General features: G+C 33.4%; 13 protein-coding genes. 6 read left to right on the plus strand and 7 right to left on the minus strand.

The genetic code is table 11. From position 1 onward, the window contains the following. Window positions 1–37 precede the first annotated feature (37 nt). Window positions 38–1,318, minus strand: a complete 1,281-nt coding sequence (locus MG292_RS09360; RefSeq protein WP_264532993.1) for a glucose-1-phosphate adenylyltransferase — start codon at window positions 1,316–1,318, stop codon at window positions 38–40. Window positions 1,319–1,667: 349 nt separating this feature from the next. Here MG292_RS09360 and MG292_RS09365 point away from each other — a divergent pair, with 349 nt between their 5' ends. Further along, the gene (locus tag MG292_RS09365; RefSeq protein WP_264532992.1) at window positions 1,668–3,020 is read left to right on the plus strand and encodes a M28 family metallopeptidase; all 1,353 of its coding nucleotides are present in this window, start codon (window positions 1,668–1,670) and stop codon (window positions 3,018–3,020) included. A 32-nt stretch (window positions 3,021–3,052) separates the two neighbouring features. On the opposite strand, the gene menD is transcribed toward MG292_RS09365, so the two are convergent. Then, window positions 3,053–4,708 (minus strand): 2-succinyl-5-enolpyruvyl-6-hydroxy-3-cyclohexene-1-carboxylic-acid synthase, encoded by a 1,656-nt coding sequence (gene menD / locus MG292_RS09370; protein WP_264532991.1) that lies wholly within the window; start codon window positions 4,706–4,708, stop codon window positions 3,053–3,055. Window positions 4,709–4,855: 147 nt separating this feature from the next. Between menD and MG292_RS09375 the strand changes: the two genes are divergently transcribed. Further along, the gene (locus MG292_RS09375) at window positions 4,856–6,082 is read left to right on the plus strand and encodes a thioredoxin family protein (RefSeq protein ID WP_264532990.1); all 1,227 of its coding nucleotides are present in this window, start codon (window positions 4,856–4,858) and stop codon (window positions 6,080–6,082) included. Then, window positions 6,082–6,576, plus strand: coding sequence for a GNAT family N-acetyltransferase (locus tag MG292_RS09380; RefSeq protein WP_264532989.1), 495 nt, complete (start codon window positions 6,082–6,084; stop codon window positions 6,574–6,576). The genes MG292_RS09375 and MG292_RS09380 overlap by 1 nt, the downstream gene beginning before the upstream one ends. Window positions 6,577–6,607: 31 nt before the next feature. Here MG292_RS09380 and MG292_RS09385 read toward each other — a convergent pair whose 3' ends face one another. The 4 genes from MG292_RS09385 to MG292_RS09400 form a co-directional block, all read right to left on the minus strand. After that, window positions 6,608–7,195 carry a glutathione peroxidase gene (locus MG292_RS09385; RefSeq protein WP_264532988.1) on the minus strand — a complete coding sequence of 196 codons (588 nt, stop codon included), beginning with the start codon at window positions 7,193–7,195 and terminating at the stop codon, window positions 6,608–6,610. A 65-nt stretch (window positions 7,196–7,260) separates the two neighbouring features. Beyond that, window positions 7,261–10,941 carry a hypothetical protein gene (locus tag MG292_RS09390; RefSeq protein WP_264532987.1) on the minus strand — a complete coding sequence of 1,227 codons (3,681 nt, stop codon included), beginning with the start codon at window positions 10,939–10,941 and terminating at the stop codon, window positions 7,261–7,263. 4 nt (window positions 10,942–10,945) lie between these two features. Beyond that, complete coding sequence (locus MG292_RS09395; RefSeq protein WP_264532986.1) at window positions 10,946–11,563, minus strand: porin family protein; 618 nt, start codon at window positions 11,561–11,563, stop codon at window positions 10,946–10,948. Continuing rightward, the gene (locus MG292_RS09400; protein ID WP_264532985.1) at window positions 11,560–12,042 is read right to left on the minus strand and encodes a T9SS type A sorting domain-containing protein; all 483 of its coding nucleotides are present in this window, start codon (window positions 12,040–12,042) and stop codon (window positions 11,560–11,562) included. Before MG292_RS09400 ends, MG292_RS09395 begins: the two co-directional genes overlap by 4 nt. Window positions 12,043–12,483: 441 nt before the next feature. Between MG292_RS09400 and MG292_RS09405 the strand changes: the two genes are divergently transcribed. Beyond that, a complete protein-coding gene (locus MG292_RS09405; protein WP_264532984.1) occupies window positions 12,484–13,524 on the plus strand; it encodes a helix-turn-helix domain-containing protein in 1,041 nt (346 codons plus the stop codon). Window positions 13,525–13,570: 46 nt separating this feature from the next. On the opposite strand, the gene MG292_RS09410 is transcribed toward MG292_RS09405, so the two are convergent. Further along, window positions 13,571–16,750, minus strand: coding sequence for a cytochrome c biogenesis protein CcsA (locus MG292_RS09410; RefSeq protein ID WP_264532983.1), 3,180 nt, complete (start codon window positions 16,748–16,750; stop codon window positions 13,571–13,573). Between the two features lie 155 nt (window positions 16,751–16,905). On the opposite strand from MG292_RS09410, the gene MG292_RS09415 reads away from it, so the two are divergent. Both MG292_RS09415 and MG292_RS09420 read left to right on the plus strand, forming a co-directional pair. Further along, on the plus strand, window positions 16,906–17,667 hold the full coding sequence (locus MG292_RS09415; protein WP_264532982.1) for a Rossmann-like and DUF2520 domain-containing protein: 762 nt from the start codon (window positions 16,906–16,908) through the stop codon (window positions 17,665–17,667). Then, entirely contained in the window at window positions 17,651–18,178 is a 528-nt protein-coding gene (locus MG292_RS09420; protein ID WP_264532981.1) for a KdsC family phosphatase, read from the plus strand. The genes MG292_RS09415 and MG292_RS09420 overlap by 17 nt, the downstream gene beginning before the upstream one ends. Window positions 18,179–18,183 lie beyond the last annotated feature (5 nt).

Genomic DNA, 18,183 nt, shown 5'->3' on the forward strand with positions numbered 1-18,183 from the left:
TTAAAAATTTACAAAAATTAAAAATTTAAATACTAGTCTATTTTATGGTAAAATTATTTGGAATAGTAGCGCCTTTCTTGATCACAACGATACCATCTTTTACCGCGTATAACTCATTGGAACAATTTTCTAAATGTTTACCTCCATTAATATATACATCGTTACCAATTCGGACATTTTTATCGACAAGAGCATTATTAATAAAACAACGTTCACCAATGCCTACTAATAGTTTATCATTATAAATATCCTCGTGCATATCCTCTAAACTTTGATAATAGTCATTTCCCATAACATAACTATTTTGAATAACAGTATCTACCCCTATTCGGGATCGAATTCCAATAACTGATTTTTTAATTTCTTTAGCATTTAAAATACATCCTTCTGAAATTAAAGACTTTTCAATTAGCGTTTTCTGGAACTTAGATGGTGGTAACAATCGTGGGCGCGTATAGATTTTATTTTCGTTATCAAATAAATTGAATTGCGGAATATCGTCTGTCAATCCAATATTAGCTTCGAAAAATGAATCTATATTTCCAATATCCGTCCAATATCCTTCATATTGGTAGCTCAATATTTTTTGACGACCAACAGCTTGAGGGATGATTTCTTTTCCAAAATCTTTGGTGTCCGGATTTTTCATCAACTCAACCAAAAGTTTTTTATTGAAAATATAAATCCCCATGGAGGCCAAATAATGTTTGCCTTGTGCTTTCATTTCGTCGCTCACATCGGATTCCCATTGTGGCAATAACTCTGCTGCTGGTTTTTCTATAAAAGCCTCAATACAGCTTTCAGAATTGGTTTTTAAAATTCCAAATTCGGGTGCATCTTTTGCATTGACAGGCAATGTAGCAATAGAAATATCGGCTTGAGCAGCGATATGGGCATCAATCATTTCGTTAAAATCCATTTGGTACAATTGATCACCCGAAAGAATCAAAGCATAATCAAAATCATGATTCAAAAAATGAGGCATACATTGGCGCACCGCATCGGAAGTACCTTGAAACCAAGTAGGATTATCAGGCGTTTGCTCAGCCGCTAAAATATCAACAAATGAATGGCTGAAAACACTAAAATTGTAGGTGTTTTTGATGTGTGCATTTAAAGACGCCGAATTAAACTGCGTTAAAACAAACATCCTATAAATATCTGAATTCAAGCAATTTGAAATAGGAATATCGACTAAACGGTATTTCCCACCTATTGGAACTGCAGGCTTTGAACGAGTTTCTGTCAAGGGGTACAAACGAGAACCTTGTCCTCCTCCTAAAATAATCGCTATTACATTCTTCTTTTTTGCCTTCATACCCTAAAATATTAATATTTAATTTATCATAACGCCCCATACAAAACACAAAAAATTACACCTCAAAAAATGTGTATTTATGTTTTTCTAAATTTAGAAAAAAAACAATTACTTTATAACTTTCATAAAAAAATACGAACCCAACATAAATCACTCGTAATCGAACTAATACTTTACGAATTATTAAAATAATTTTATCAATTAGTAAAAATCATATTTTAAAAGCCCATAATCTATTTACAAACCCACTTCTATTTAGCTTATAAAATTCTAAATTTCTATGTCGAAAAAATGATATTGTTATAACAAACACTTTAAGTAACTTTGACTAACCTTAAAATTACTAACTATGAAAATTCTATCCTTTGTATTTATTTTTACAATAGGGTTGTCATTCCAAATAAGTAATGCACAAACTACTATAAGTGATCCAGAAATAAAAAAAATGGTTTCAGAAGTAAGTGCTACAAATATGGAAGCTACTATTAATAAACTTGTTTCTTTTGGCACACGTCATACTCTTAGTGATACCAAAAGTAACACTCGTGGAATTGGTGCTGCACAGCGTTGGGTAAAAGCAGAATTTGATAAGTATGCTTTAGCGTCAAACGGAAGATTAACCGTTAAAATCGATTATTTTACTGTTAAAGCTGATGGAAAAAGAATCGTAACCGACAGTCAATTAGGCAATGTCATGGCAACTTTAAAAGGTACCGACCCAACAGACGATCGAGTTTTGATAATTAGTGGCCATTTGGATTCACGAGCAACAGATGTAATGAATACTACAATTGATGCTCCTGGTGCTAATGATGATGGTTCTGGTGTAGCTGCCCTAATGGAAATTAGCCGAATTATGTGTAGGAGAGAATTCCCTTTTACAATTATTTTTGTGGCTGTTGTTGGAGAAGAACAGGGATTATATGGTGCCAAACACTTAGCAGACCAAGCTAAAACCGAAAATTGGAATATTGTAGCTATGCTTAATAATGACATGATTGGAAATAGTTTATCAAATGGAACAGGTTTACGTGATAACATCAACGTACGTGTTTTTAGCGAAACGATTCCTTATTTAGAAACCGAAGCAGAAGCTAAAATTCGCAAAGCAACCAATCGTGAAAATGATAGTCCGTCCCGTCAATTGGCTCGCTATATTAAATCTACAACTAATCAATATGTAGATCAATTAAACATTCAATTGGTTTATCGAAATGACCGTTTTCTTCGAGGAGGAGACCACACTCCTTTTTCTCAAAATGGCTTTACAGCAGTTCGACTTTGCGAAATGAATGAGAATTATAATCACCAACACCAAGATGTGCGTTTTGAAAATGGAACGCAATACGGAGATTTGCCAGAATTTATGGATTTTGAATACATGCGTAAAGTGACTTGTGCTAATCTTGCTTCTTTATCTAATTTAGGTTGGGCACCAAAAGCACCAACTAACGTTGGCATCAAAATAAACGAATTGACTAACTTTTCTGATTTAGTTTGGACTGCTCCCGAAGGAAAAAAAGTATATGGCTACAATGTATTAATTAGAGAAACTTCTTCTTCGCATTGGGAAAAAACGGTTTTTGTAAAAAATACAACAGCTACAATTCCGTATTCCAAAGACAATTATTTCTTTGCTATACAATCCATTGACGAATTAGGGCATGCTAGTCTGCCAGTATTTCCTATTCCTATGAAATAATATAAAGAGGAGTTCATTAATAAACTCCTCTTTTATACTAAATTCTTAAAGTAATTCAACAGAATGGTATCGTTTTCACGAGTAGGCGTAAATACCTCTAATAATGCCGGTTGGTCGTTATTAGCAAATAAATTTGTCAACGCCTTTTCTAAACTATTCTCATCACTAGCTATGCTGTAATTGAAGCCATACATTTTAGCTAAATGTTCAGCGGTAAGGCAATGCGAAGTTTCAAAAAAAGTAGTAAAAACTGGGGTTTCTTCATGACCTGGAAGAATTCTAAAAATGCCTCCTCCGCCATTGTTGATTAGAATAATTTTGAAATTCTTCGGGATATAATTGTTCCAAAGCGCATTCGTATCATATAAAAAACCAATATCTCCAGTTATAAAAGTAGTTTGTTTTTTATTGGCTACAGCCGCTCCGATAGCGGTTGACGTTGCGCCATCTATTCCACTCGTTCCTCTATTGCAATACACTTCAATAGAAGTATCTATCGGAATCAATTGTGCATAACGAATGGCAGAACTATTACTAATTTGGAGTTGGCTATTCTTAGGCAAATGTGGAATAACTTTATCAAAAACCTTAAAATCTGAAAAAGGAATAGTTGACAAATAATTGTCGTGTTTTGCTTTTCTAATTTGTTTAACGTAGTCCAGTCGTTGTGCATAATCACTTACGATTGCGTTTGTCAGCGGAATAAATTGATTAAAAAACGCTTGCGGACTAACTTGAAAATGCTGAGTCAAAGCTCCAAAAGTATCATAGGCTCTTAAAGTATCTATATGCCAATGGTGTTTGGGTTGGTATTTTCGTAAAAAAGCCTTAATTCGTTTAGAAACGATCATCCCCCCAAAAGTCACCAGTATTTCCGGTTGAAAATCCTCGAAATCTTGATTTGTAAAGGGAGTTATTACGGTGTCAATATTGGCAATGAAACTAGGATGATGAAGATTCGAAGTCGTTTCTGTCCAAACAGTTACCGATTCATCATTTGCAAAGAAATTAAGTGTTGCGTCATCGATAGCATTCGGCTCATTTACCCCAACCAAAATCATTTTTCTTGTAGATTGATTCCAAATTTCGGCGAATGAACTTAGTTCGCCAACAGTACTTGAATTTATTTTTGGTTGAGAAATATAAGACTGAACTGAAATCGATTCAACAGTTTCATACAAAGGTTCCTCAAAAGGAGCATTAATATGCACGGGGCCTTTTTTGGCGAAAGCCGTATCCAAGGCTTCGTTAATTTTTATATCATTTTCTATACTCGCTAATTCGTTTAGATTAGCATTGTATAACGAATGATTTGCAAATACATTTTCTTGACGAATAGTTTGGCCATCGCCAATATCGATTTTATTTTGAGGACGATCGGCTGAAAGGACAATTAAAGGGATTTGGCTATAAAAAGCTTCTGCAAAAGCAGGATAATAATTCAACAACGCCGACCCCGAAGTACAAACCAAAGCTACTGGTTTTTTAGTTTGTTGCGCTATGCCTAAAGCAAAAAATCCAGCTGAACGCTCATCAGCGATACTGTAACATTGAAAAGCCGGATTGGAAGCAAACCCTATAGTTAAAGGTGCATTTCGAGAACCAGGCGAAATGATTATAGTGGTAATTCCTTTGGCTAAAAAAATCTCAATGAGGCTTTGCGCCAAAGGTATTTTTGGGTATCTCATGATGCTGAATACTTCTTTTAGAATAAAAACTCAAATGAGATACAAATTTACAATTGTAATTCTATTCTGTTAGTAAAATCAAGTATAAATTTGTGGTGAATTCTAAAAAACAAAATATATTTGCCATCAATATATAAATACTTTGCTATGAAGCCCCACTTTAAACATTTAGTTAGTTCTTTTCTCTTATTATTTACTTTTACAATTTATGCACAAGATTCTATTCATTTTGATGAAAGTGGTTTAGAAACTATTATACAGCGATCAAAAACTGAAAATAAACCTATTTTTTATATGATTTATGCTGACTGGTGTCCGCATTGTAAAAATATTAAAGCCACTACTTTAAAAGATCCTGAAGTGATTTCTTTTATTAATACTAATTATGTTTTTGCAGGATTAGATTTTGAAAAACCAGGTTCTGAATCTTTCAAAAGCAAATACAACATCAAAACCTTCCCTACTTTTTTAGTGCTTGATAGTAATGGAATAGAATTAGCTCGTTTTACGGGTGAATTAAAAAAAGACAAATTCCTTTCGGAAGTAAAAATCGCTTTAAACCCTAAACAACAATTACCCTATTTAAAAGCCGAATACGAAAAAGACAAAACCAATGGTGTCAATTTAATGCGTTATTTAGTGGCGCTTAAAAAAGGTAATGATCGGAAAGAATTGAATCCGATTGCTCACGAATATTTTGAACAACTTCCTGATGAAAAAATGGTTAGTGAGATTAATTGGAAAATTTTTACTAATGGAGTAAGTGATATTAGCTCAAGAGAATACCTATTTGTGATTAACAATCAACAAGCTTTTGCTGCTATTACATCTCAAAAAAGAGTCAATGACAAGTTTAAAAATAGTGTAATTGAACTGTTAAAACCAATTGTAAAAACAAGTGATACGGCTAATTATACGAAACAACGTGCTATTGCAAAAACGATTGTGGCTCCGGTTATTGATTCTTTGCTATTTCAATTCGATTTAGATCATTATGAAACCAATAAAGATTGGACCAAATACAAAAAAATAGCCACTGAAAACATCAAAAAACACGTTTGGAATAGCCCAAAAAACATCAAAGAGATTGTTTTAAATGTAATGCGAAATTCAACGGATGCACCTAGTTTGAACCAATCCTTAAGTTGGATTAAACATTCCAATGAATTAGAAGAATCGTATGACGGAATTTTACTTGAAGCCCGTGTTCAAAGAAAATTAAACAACATTCCCGTAGCTATTGTCATGACTAAAAAAGCAAAAGCATTTAGCACCAGCATGGGATGGGATGGTAAAGAAGCTGATAAATTGCTTGCGGATCTTTTAGAGAGACAAAGAACAGCAGTAAAACCCGTTCCAAAAACAAAAAAATAATGGCAATTACAATTCGGGATTACCAAAAATCAGACGCAGGAGCTATACTTGATATTATCAATTATAACATCTTACACTCTACAGCTTTGTATGACTATTCTATTCGAAGTTTAGCACAACAAGAAGCAATTTTAGAATCAAAACTAGCATCTGGATTTCCTGTAATTGTGGCAGAAAATGAAGGTGCTGTAGTTGGTTTCGGAATGTACTCTGAATTTCGATTTAGAGAAGCCTATAAATTCACCGTTGAGCATTCTGTCTATGTTGACCAAAATAGTCAAGGATTAGGCATTGGAAAGTTATTATTGACCGAATTAATTCAATTAGCAAAAAAACAAGGATTGCATACAATGATTGGTGTTATTGATGCCGAAAATCAAAAAAGCATTGACTTTCATCATCGATTCGGATTTAAAACGGTAGGAATTATCAAAGAATCGGGTTTTAAATTTGACAAATGGTTAGACTCGGTTTTTGTTCAATTAATGGTATAAAAAAAGGTTGTCAATAGACAACCTTTTTTATTTAATTTTTAATCCAATTGACAATTTCAACATCTGTTGGTAACGTTCTTGGCGAAATTACTTTTACTAATTCACCATTTTCATTTAACAAATACTTTTGGAAATTCCATTCCACTTGAGAATCTTGTACACCATTTTTAGATTGTTGCGTCAAAAACTGATACACTTCGCACATATCACTTCCTTTTACCGAAACCTTAGCCATCATTGGAAAAGAAACTCCATAATTTAATTGGCAAAACTGCGCAATCTCTTCATTGGTTCCGGGTTCTTGGGAAGCAAAATTATTGGCTGGAAATCCAACAATAACAAAACCATTGTCTTTGTAGGTTTTATACAACGATTCTAAATCTTTGTACTGCGGTGTTAATCCACATTTAGAAGCCGTATTGACTACCATTACTTTTTTCCCTTTTAAAGAAGCAAAATCAAATACATTTCCTGATAAATCAGTTACTTTGAATTGATGAATAGATTGTTTAGTCATTGTTACTGATTTATAATTTGTAGTTGATGTAGTAGCGGTTTGTGCTTTGTTTTGACAACTAAGAAGTAATACAATACAAGAAAGAATAGATACTAATTTCATATTTTTTATTTTTTTATAAATATAATAAAATAAAAAAAGAGACCTCAATTGAGGTCTCTTTTTTTTTAGAATCTTCTAATTGGAAGGACAAAACACAACGCTGTTTTTGGTGTCCAACCCACACCTCCATTAGTTTGCATCTTGTATGCGTAAAACTCGTTAGTCTCTGTAGAAGACCAATACTCATGAGCTGGATTATACCCTGAGCCAGAAATTAGCAGTCTATTATTCCACAATAGTTCTAATTCTCCTTTTGAAGGTAAATACCAATCTCCATAATACATACTTTGAGTACCTCCAGGTAAATATTGTGATGCAGAAAGTGCTGCGTATAATGTATTAGTAGTTCTAGAATAATTAAAATATTGTGTATTTGAATTACTGTTTTTAGATATAATTACACTTGTATTTTCCAATCCACCACCAACACCATATCGATAAGCTCCAGTCCATATACCATTACCACCAAAAGTGATACCAGTAGTACTCGTTGAACTCTCAGGACCTAAATCTCCTATTTCAGAAGTAGCAACAATCAAACCATGTGCTCCATTATCATATGTGTAAAATACAATTCCACCTCCATACGATTCACCTACATAGTGGGTATTTCCTCCTGGAGAAGTCCAACTCACATTAGTACCGTCAGACGTTAACACTTTTCCATTAGCACTTGCTTGACTAGGCAACAAAGCATTAATAGCCCCTGTTGCTGTGGTAGCGCCAGTTCCTCCATTGGCTATAGCTACTACTCCAGAAACATTGGTCGCAGATGTAGCATTTCCATTAAAATTAGTAGCTGTTATAGTAGTCTGAATTGGTATAGAAAAAGATCTTACAAATCGTACTCTATTTCTACCATCATCTGTTCCATCTCCTCCATAGTACCCTCTTGTATCTGAAAAAACGACCATTGTTAATGCTTGACTATTTGTCCAAAGACTGGAAGACCAATATCCTCTCGAAGAAGGGAAACTACCTAATAAAGCTTTGTTTGCATGAATTTTTAACAACTCATCTCTTGAAGGTATGTACCAATCATCATATGTTACTCCATTTTCAACGACTGAATAATCCATGGCAATTTTAGGAATTGATCTATTTACACTTCCATAAGCAGTATAAGATGCAACTGTATTGGCTAAACCTGTTCCTATAGCAGTTCCAACATTATTAATGCCTAAAATAGCAGTACCTGCATCATATCTTATTCCTGCAGCCGATGAGATATCCGTAGCAGTAACTATGAGTCCTTTTATTTTTCCTGCTTCATATCCTGGATCCGTTGGTGCTAGAATATAAGCTACTAAACCTCCTTGAAAACTTGAACCAATTGCTGGAGCATTTATTCCTGCAGAAACCCCAGAAGCATCTGTACCAACAGCATTAGTCCATCTGGATCCATTAAATACTTGTAGCTCTCCTAATTCACCACCTGTCTGACCACAATCAGTACACATTATCACTAATCCTTTAGCTGGAGAAGCTATCAAATCTCTCTGCGCTAGTGTAACTCGAGGAAATAAGATTCCTTTTGTCGTAGAATTAACTTCAAGAGCTGCAGATGAATTTGTGGCAGTAGTTCCAATTCCTAAACTCCCTGATATAGTTTCATTACCTCCTACATTAACATTACCTGCTATACCAGCACCTCCAGCCACAACAAAAGCTCCTGATGTTGTAGTTGTAGAAGCCGTTGTATTTGAAACAGTTGTTATACCTGACAATGTTTTATTGCCTGCAACGGTTTGATTCGTTGTCAAATCTACTAAATTAGAAGTATTTACTGAAGATGGTGTAATCCAAGACACCACACCAGATCCATTTGTTGATAAAACTTGACCCGATGTTCCATCTGTATTAGGTAATGTTATAGAACCCGTGGTTAATTTACCACTTGTTTTTACACTAGTTATGTTAGTATCTCCTAATTGAATTGTATTGCTTGCAGATACTATTGCATTAGCTCCAATAACAGTTGTATTTGTTAGATTATTACTACCTACTCTGGTGTTATAACCAATAGCTGTGTTACTACTACCTGTTAAATTTCCGCCCAAACTAGCTCTACCAACAGCAGTATTTTTAGCTCCAGTAGTATTACTACGCATAGCTTGTGAACCTAAAGCTGTATTTTCATCGCCTTGGGTTTCTGAAAGCGTTAAAGTTCCAAAAGCAGTATTGGCAAAACCTCCAGGTGAATAAGCCATTGAACCATTACCAAAATAATTAGTTTCACCAGTTCCTTTCATTCCAACAGCCAAGTTATTAATATTACCAACTGATAGGCTATTTGTTGTTATCTGATTAGCTTGCAAATTATTATTTCCTAAATTAACTGAAGTCGTAGCGCCATTGTATGGAACCCCTGCAGAATTAGATACTGATCCATCAGCCATTAAGAATTGAGAAGCTGTACCATTAGGAATTTTAAACTTTGTAGCAGTAATTGCACCATTAGTTTTAACATCAGTAATTGCGGCATTACCAAGTTGAATCGTATTATTAGTAGATACAACAGCATCATAACCTAAAGCTGTTGAATTAGAAATTGTAGAAGAACTTCCCAATGTTCTAGCTTGAGTTCCTAAAAATGTATTATTAGTTCCAGTGGTCAAACCATCTCCAGAACGGGCACCTACCCCAACATTATTATCTCCTGCAGTATTAATCAGGGATTGATTTCCTATCGCCGTATTATTGGATGCTGCTCCTACATTAAACATTGTCTCAGCTCCAAGAGAAGTATTTCCATACCCCGTAGTTAACCCAATCATATTAAAATAACCTACACCTGTGTTGTTGTCAAAAGTAGTTCCAGCATAATTTGCTAAGGCTAAAGCACCTACAGCTGTATTTCTTGTTCCATTACTATTACTCGAATTTAAAGCACCCGCACCAACAGCAGTATTTTGATCATTTTGTCCTTTTCCTTTCCCTATAGTCAATCCATTTACTTGAATATCAGAAGTAAAATTCTTATTTCCTGCTATAGCTTGATTAGTTGTCAAGTCTACAAATTTATTTGTAACAGCATCAGTAAGTGATGTAACTGTAGCATAACCACTTAAATCAGGAGTACCTGTCAAAGAAGCTAACTTAGTTTTTTCGGCAGTTGTAAAGTCTTCTGTTGACAATCCTTTTCCGCTAATTTTATCAACTTTAGTCTCTAGTGCTACTTGTGTTGCTGTACTTATTGGTTTGTTCAAATCACTCGTATTATCAACATTTTGTAATTGTAAATTTGTTTTGGCACCTAAAATAGTTGTTGCGTTAGTCCCTCCATTAGCAATGCCAACAACTCCTGAAACACTAGCGGCATTACTCGCATTTAAAGCATAAGGTACATAAGTTAATAACTGATTACTTATTTCTTCAAAAACAGTACAATTCCCTGTTTGGTCTAAGCTAACCTTTAATTTTTTTTGACCATTTGACCAAACAATTGTAGAAAATGATGATGCATACCCTCCTGTTTGGGTTCCGTATCCAATAACCAAATTAACCATTCCAAAAGCATCTGTAGTTACAGTGGCTTTCTCTTGGTATTCAGTTTGTAAATTACTATCAATAATAGAAAATTGTAAACAAACCAATTTGTTTGTCATTGGAGAACTTGAATTGTTAATTCCTGGTAACGATTCTGCTTTTGAATTATATAGTACTGCTTGATATGTGATTCCTTGGTTTTGAGCAAATGTCAAAACAGAAAAAAGTAAAGCAATTAAAAGTAGTATTTTTTTCATAGTATTAATTAATTACGTTAAAGTGAAGACCTAAAACAATTTGATTTGAGGTTATTGTTAAATATTCTTTATTTGTAAGTGTAGGCTTGAAAGAAATAGAATGATTATAACCAAAAGATACCGAAGTATTTTCTCTCAATTGATACTTGGCTTTTATTCCTAAATATGGAATTAATTTAATTCCAGAAAAATCAGAATTATTTCGAATATCAAAAATAGCTCCGTTTATTTCTTGCTTGCCGTACACTATTGTTGAAAAATTCATCCCTATTTGTGGTCTTAATTGAACTTTGCTTAATTTGAACAATTCATATTCTAGACCCAATCTTAGACCCAATGATTTTGAATTCCATCGGTACGTATTCGCAGTAGTTCCAGCTAGGGCATTGTATTCATTAATTCCTATCCCAACTTCATAAAATAATTTCTTTTCATGAGTAGTATCTAAATAGGCAATTTCATAACTAGAACCAGAACCAGATTGTAATGGAGTATCAGCAAATGTCTCTGGATTTTTTAAATTAAACTGTGTGAAATTTGTTCCAATAGCAAAGGATATTTCCTGAGAATTTGCAATTGCCGAACTAAGAATAAAAAATAAAATTAGTAGTTTTCTTTTCATTTGGATTTGATTATTTGAGTTGAGTAATTAATATTAGCTCCGGATAACGTTAGTAAATATTCGTTTTCAGGAAATTGGAGATTATCTATTTTTAGATTATTATTTATAACTTCTTTTTGTTCTTTATAGACTAGTCTACCTAATACGTCAAAGATTGTAACCAAGATAAGCCCACTTATCTGTTTTGAGAATTGAATATGAATTTGATCTACAAAAGGGTTAGGATAAAGAATAGTGCTTAACTCATCTGTCAAAACAAAAACATTTGACTTAGTGTAAAGATTTTTTTGAAAACCTTGACTAATAGAAATAGTCGAATAGTTGTAATTTCCAATAACACTTTGTTGACCTACCGTTTGATTTACTTTCACACCATTAGAGAGTAAATTTGATGCGCCTTGTGAAGATAGCATTTGATGGTGCAATTGCTGGCCATAAACAGAAAGACCAATAAAAAGAAATAGTATTGTTTTTTTCATCTAAAAATGGGGATTTATAACGGTACAATACTACTAAATAGTTGTTTTCAAGTAAATCTGTTATTTATTTGACAGATGAAATTTGAAGAATTAAATAATCACTTTAAAATATCCGGTAAGTATTTTATTTTAAAAATTAAATCTTTCAAATAAATAGTATTCATTTTTTAGTTTTCAGTAAGTGAATTTTGAGTAAAAAATGACATTATGATGCCATTCTAACAGATAAAAAAAGGTATTTTTGTAACTGTAATCATCGCCCCGTTTAAATAATTCAAAAGTTTATTATTTATCTACACTCATTGGATGATTGAAAATCTAATTATTTTATTTTCGGGTATTGTTGGGTTAATCACCATATTCTTAATTCTATTTCGATACAAATCGAATCGAATCACGAATGTGTATCTCATCATTATATTTCTGATTGTAGCAGTACGAATGCTATCAATTGCATTATTTAAAATTCAAAATAATAGCTTTATTGAAGAATTACTTCGCGACTACAATAACTTACTAATTATAATAGTCCCTTGTAGTTATTTGTATTTTGAAAATCTAATTAAAGACTGTAAAACAATCTATTTTAGAAATTTTGTACATTTAATAATTCCCCTTGTATTTAATATTATAGATTATTTATTGGATCAAAATTACTTTGATATACAACATGTCGATTTTTATTATTATACTTTCTTTACCTTATATACCATATTTTATTACGCCCTTATTTACAAAATTCTTTACAAAAATGTTTGGAATAGAAAAGGAGAAATTGAGGTGGTTATCAAACAAAATCAATTGATTAGAAAATGGAGTATTTATCTTTTTTCTTTTTTAATTATTGTTGGAGCAAGAGTTATTTTAATATTATTCTGGGAAATTAACAATAACAACTATGCTTATGCTACTAGTTATCAATGGATCCCTAGTCTTTTTTGGCTTATTTTATACTTTAAAATTATTATTTCACCCGAAATCCTTTATGGATATAATTATTTAAATGCAAAAATAAATGAGCATAAGAAGATTAATAATGCAACAATTGCGTTTTGGACCAGTTATCCAATAACTGAAATAAATAACATTCAAGATAATCAGTTAAATGAAAAAATTAAAAACTCAATAGTAGAATACATGAAAGAGGTAGATCAATTTTCATTTCATAATCAAGCCTATCGAGATGCTAAATTTTCTCTAACTGATTTATCAAACAAATTAAATATACCTAAAAGCCATCTTTCCTTCTTGTTCAAATACCATTCTAAAATATCATTCCCAGAATATAAAAAAATTGTTCGAATTTATGATGGTTTGGAATTAATCGACGCAGGATATTTAAAAACAAACACTTACGAATCTTTAGCTAAAGAAATTGGATTCACTTCTTACAATACTTTTTTTGTTAGCTTCAAAGATGTTACTGGTGTTTCTCCTCAAGAATTTTTAATCAGATTGTTAAAGCAAAAACGTTTTAATTAAAAAAGGTTCAATTAAATTGAACCTTTTTTAATTAAAACTTAAATTATTATTTCTTAAAATACTTTTTATATTTTGGATACGTAATTGCTCCTAACAAAGTAATCCCTCCTAGCGTTTCCCAAATCCAACTTAATGATTTTGCCTCCCCACTGGCATACGAATGCAAACCAACTAAGTGAAAGTTTACTCCATAATAAGTAAATAAAATAGAAACAAAAGCCAACATACTCATCAGGTTAAAAATCCATTTCCCTCTCAAAGCAGGTACAAATCGGGCATGAATTACAAACGCATAGACCATAATACTAATTAACGCCCAAGTTTCTTTCGGGTCCCATCCCCAATAACGTCCCCAACTTTCGTTAGCCCATTGTCCGCCAAGGAAGTTTCCAATAGTTAGCATAATCAACCCAATAGTCAATGCCATTTCATTAATATACGTCAGCTCCTGAATATTCAAATCCATTTTGGCTTTGTTTTTCTCATTGGTAAACAAAATCAAGAGTAACGAAACCAATCCTAAAATCATTCCTAAAGCAAAAGGACCATAACTTGCCACAATTACTGCTACGTGAATCATCAACCAATACGAATTCAATACCGGTTGCAAATTAGCGATTTCAGGATCTATCCAATTCATATAAGCCGCCATCAAAATCATAGCCGTTACAAACGCAGCAGACGCTACTGTTAGCTTTGATTTTCTATCAAAGGCCAAACCAAAAAACATGGTAGCCCAAGCTACATAAATAATCGATTCATACGCATTACTCCAAGGAGCATGTCCCGAAATTATCCAACGGGCAATTAAACCCAAAGTATGTAATAGAAAAAGTAACCCGATACCAATATGAATCAAATTAATCCCTACACGAATCGACTTTTTCGATTTGAATAATTCAATTATTGTTAATAATAACATCACTACTGCCGCTGTTAAATACCAATACGGCAAACCTTTAAAAACATCGAATTTATTATAGGCAATCTCTAAATCGATTTTATCTTCCGAAGGCATGACGGTACTTCCAAACTTCTTTTGAAAACCTTTTAAACTTTCTAATAACTCATTCGCCGATTTGTAATCATTAGAAGTAGCTGCTGTGTTTAGTGTACCAAAATACAAAGGTAAAATACTCTTTGTGTAGGTAGCATCCATGCCCTTCATACCTGATTCGTTCAATTCTAAATACGAAATCCATTTACTATTTGGGTCGTTTGGAATAGGGAAAATTTTCAAAATTCGACCACTCAAAGCCGATTCCATCAAATTAACTTTTTTATCCGTTTCGATAAAATCTTTCTCAAACTGATTGGGATTAGCACTTTTAAAAGCCTCTTCTAAATAAGGTGATAACTTATAATTTCCCTTGGCATCAAAAAAAGAAATAAAAGGAGCAAACTTCGCTTTGGAATCTATCCCGATGATTTTACGAATACTGTCATTCCCTGCTTTGATATAGATAATAGGCACCTGAATCCAAGCACTAGCATATTGCGTCATAGATAAAAAAGCTTGATCAGAATTCATTCCGTTGTACGTATCGGAATGACTCACTTTTCGCAACAATTCAGAAGAAAAAGTGTTAATTGGTTTCATTCGTCCACCAGCATCTTGTATAATCAAACGTCCAAATTTTGCTGCGTGTTCTTCAGAAACTTTATATTTTACAATCAAAGAATCAATCTCTTTTAAAGAAGGCATTTTTTGACTATGTCCAGAATGATTGTGTGCGGCTGTTGTTTCATGTGTGTGATGGTGTTCTTGAGACCAACCGTTCCAACTCAACAGTAGAACTAACACCAAAAGTAAATTGGCTTTCTTCGATTTCACGACTTCCAATTTTCGTTTCAAATCAGCAAAACGAGAATGCTTGGTAAACAAAATGGCCATCATAGCAATATATAAAAGAAAGTACCCTAAATACGTGATATTGGTTCCCCAAAAATCATGGTTAACAGATAACACGGTTCCTTTTTCATCAGGATCAAAAGACGATTGAAAGAAACGAAAGCCTTTGTAATCCAAAACGTGATTCATATAAATTTGAGCATCAAAGGTCTCTGTTGTATCTTTAACTGTCACCTGACTTTCAAAAGCCGAATAACTTTTTTCTGTTCCAGGATATTTTTTAGCAATAAAATCATTCAATTTGATAGTAAAAGGCAATTCGTAAGTTTTGCTTCCAAAAAAGAAAGAATAGTCTTTGTTACCTATTTTTACTGTTTGTGGCTCACCCGTTTTTCCTTTCGAACCTAAAATTGTTACCTCTTTTTCTTGTCCTTCGGCTTTCAATTTAATTACTAAAGCATCTTCGTGATTTTTGGCTTTGAAATCATTATTGGATTCATATGCAATAGTTCCTCGAGTGGGAACATCTGGAAAAACAAATCGCTTTTCGCCAATAGAATACAGCGAACGCATCATTAACGGTTGAACAATGTCTTTTTCAACTTTGCCCTGCAACTTATCCGCCATTCGCATAAAATTTCCTTCAAAAGGAGTTTGAATGGTAGGCACTGCTCCTGCAGTATTGATATTGATAGCTCCTGCTGTAGGTTTATTCAATGCAAATAAGACGTTGTGAATATTCTGCACTTCGCCTTCTTTCAAAAAATGTTCTTCTCGACCACCCGCTCCTGCTTCGACTAATTTTAAATACAAAGTTCCCTTATCATTTGGCGTGATTTTTTGTTTGGCACCCATAATATAATTCACATAACGCACCTCAAAAGGGTCATTATCAAATTCTCCCGAAAGTGTGAAATCGTTTTGGGCAACCGGAGAAAGTAATAACGGCTTCTCAAACACACGTCTTTTCATTTCGCCTTTGTACTCCCCATCTACAAAAACAGTCAAAAAAGTTTTATCTGAATATACTTTATTTTCTGTTGCGCCTTCGCGAATAGGCATCACTCCTTCATAACTGATATAACGGGTAATGAACGCTCCCAATAGAATAAAAATAAAAGCCAAATGCAATACTAAAGTAGCCCATTTTTCTTTCTTTAATAACTGGTAACGCTTAATATTGCCAATGAAATTAATCATAAAGAACACCATAATTACTTCAAACCACCAAGCGTTATATATCCATATACGAGCAGTATCTGTATTGTATTTACTTTCAATAAAAGTTCCTGCTCCCATCGCCACCGCAAAAACTATAAAAAGAACCGCCATTAAGCGAGTAGAAAATAAAATTGAGCTTATTTTTTTATCCATTAGTAAGGAATTATATTTTGTAAAAGTGCGACAAAAGTACTTAAAAATGTTGACTTCTATAATGGGACACTTGTTAATTTAATTCAAAATTAAGAGGGATCAGGATTTCAAATATCGAAGACAAAACTCTTTATTTTTTTGCTAAATTTGCAACTATGACTAAAGTAAGTATTATCGGTTCTGGAAATGTAGCACGGCATTTGATTCACGCTTTTCAATCGAATAGCGAAATCGAATTGGTTCAGGTGTTTGCGCGCAATAAAAAGAGTCTGACTCACCTACTCGATTCCAATAGTGTTACTTCTGACTACACCCAATTACAAGCGGCAGATGTTTACATTATAGCAGTATCCGATGATGCTATTGCTGAGGTTTCATCCCAATTGCCTTTTGAAAATCAATTGGTGGTTCATACTTCGGGAACGGTACCTTTGACTACTTTAGAAAGTAAAAATCGTCGTGGGGTTTTTTATCCGTTACAAACGTTTTCCAAAGACAAAGCCGTGAATTTCAAAACAATTCCCATTTGTTTAGAAGCCGAAAATGAAAAGGATTTACAAACCCTGAACCAAATTGCTAGTACTATTTCGGATGCTGTTTACCAAATCAATTCTGAACAACGAAAAGCCTTGCATGTAGCGGCTGTATTTGTGAATAATTTTGTCAATCATTTGTACCAAATGGGTAGCGAAATTTGTGACAACAACAACGTTCCTTTTGAAATTCTAAAACCTTTAATTCAAGAAACGGCGAATAAAATTGTGTCGCTTTCGCCAAAAGAAGCCCAAACAGGCCCAGCAAAACGAAATGACCTTACTACTATTGAAGCACACCAACAGTTTTTGACTGATGAAAACCTATCTACTATTTATACACTACTAACTCAATCTATACAAAATAATGGCAAAAAGCTATAAAGAAATAATGAACGACATCACTACTTTTATTTTTGATGTTGACGGCGTACTTACTGATGGTTCTGTTTTTGTTTCTACCGAAGGAGAAATGTTACGAACAATGAATATTCGTGATGGTTATGCCCTAAAATCAGCGGTAGATTGTGGCTATAATGTATGTATCATTTCGGGAGGAAGTAACGAAGGAGTTCGTGTTCGTTTACGCAATTTAGGTATTACCGATATTCATTTGGGAACACCCGATAAAGTAGCTACTTTTCATGAATACACCGATATTTATAATATCAAACCTGAACAGGTGTTGTATATGGGAGACGACATCCCTGACTATCACGTGATGAAATTAGTAGGTTTACCGACTTGCCCTCAAGACGCTAGCCCTGAAATCAAAGCCATTTCTACTTATATTTCACATAAAAACGGAGGAAAAGGTGCTGTTCGTGATGTGATTGAACAAGTGATGAAAGTGCAAGGAAAATGGATGGAAAATTTTGACGGAAAACACGATTAACAAGT

The sequence above is a fragment of the Flavobacterium keumense genome (assembly GCF_029866485.1).
Taxonomy (GTDB): domain Bacteria; phylum Bacteroidota; class Bacteroidia; order Flavobacteriales; family Flavobacteriaceae; genus Flavobacterium; species Flavobacterium keumense.

Coding starts and splice junctions, on each gene's coding strand:
- MG292_RS09395 (WP_264532986.1), bottom strand. CDS start 11,563: ATGAAAAGAAAACTACTAATTTTATTTTTTATTCTTAGTTCGGCAATT.
- MG292_RS09400 (WP_264532985.1), bottom strand. CDS start 12,042: ATGAAAAAAACAATACTATTTCTTTTTATTGGTCTTTCTGTTTATGGC.
- MG292_RS09410 (WP_264532983.1), bottom strand. CDS start 16,750: ATGGATAAAAAAATAAGCTCAATTTTATTTTCTACTCGCTTAATGGCG.
- menD (WP_264532991.1), bottom strand. CDS start 4,708: ATGAGATACCCAAAAATACCTTTGGCGCAAAGCCTCATTGAGATTTTT.
- MG292_RS09365 (WP_264532992.1), top strand. CDS start 1,668: ATGAAAATTCTATCCTTTGTATTTATTTTTACAATAGGGTTGTCATTC.
- MG292_RS09405 (WP_264532984.1), top strand. CDS start 12,484: ATGCTATCAATTGCATTATTTAAAATTCAAAATAATAGCTTTATTGAA.
- MG292_RS09360 (WP_264532993.1), bottom strand. CDS start 1,318: ATGAAGGCAAAAAAGAAGAATGTAATAGCGATTATTTTAGGAGGAGGA.
- MG292_RS09415 (WP_264532982.1), top strand. CDS start 16,906: ATGACTAAAGTAAGTATTATCGGTTCTGGAAATGTAGCACGGCATTTG.
- MG292_RS09380 (WP_264532989.1), top strand. CDS start 6,082: ATGGCAATTACAATTCGGGATTACCAAAAATCAGACGCAGGAGCTATA.
- MG292_RS09375 (WP_264532990.1), top strand. CDS start 4,856: ATGAAGCCCCACTTTAAACATTTAGTTAGTTCTTTTCTCTTATTATTT.
- MG292_RS09385 (WP_264532988.1), bottom strand. CDS start 7,195: ATGAAATTAGTATCTATTCTTTCTTGTATTGTATTACTTCTTAGTTGT.
- MG292_RS09420 (WP_264532981.1), top strand. CDS start 17,651: ATGGCAAAAAGCTATAAAGAAATAATGAACGACATCACTACTTTTATT.
- MG292_RS09390 (WP_264532987.1), bottom strand. CDS start 10,941: ATGAAAAAAATACTACTTTTAATTGCTTTACTTTTTTCTGTTTTGACA.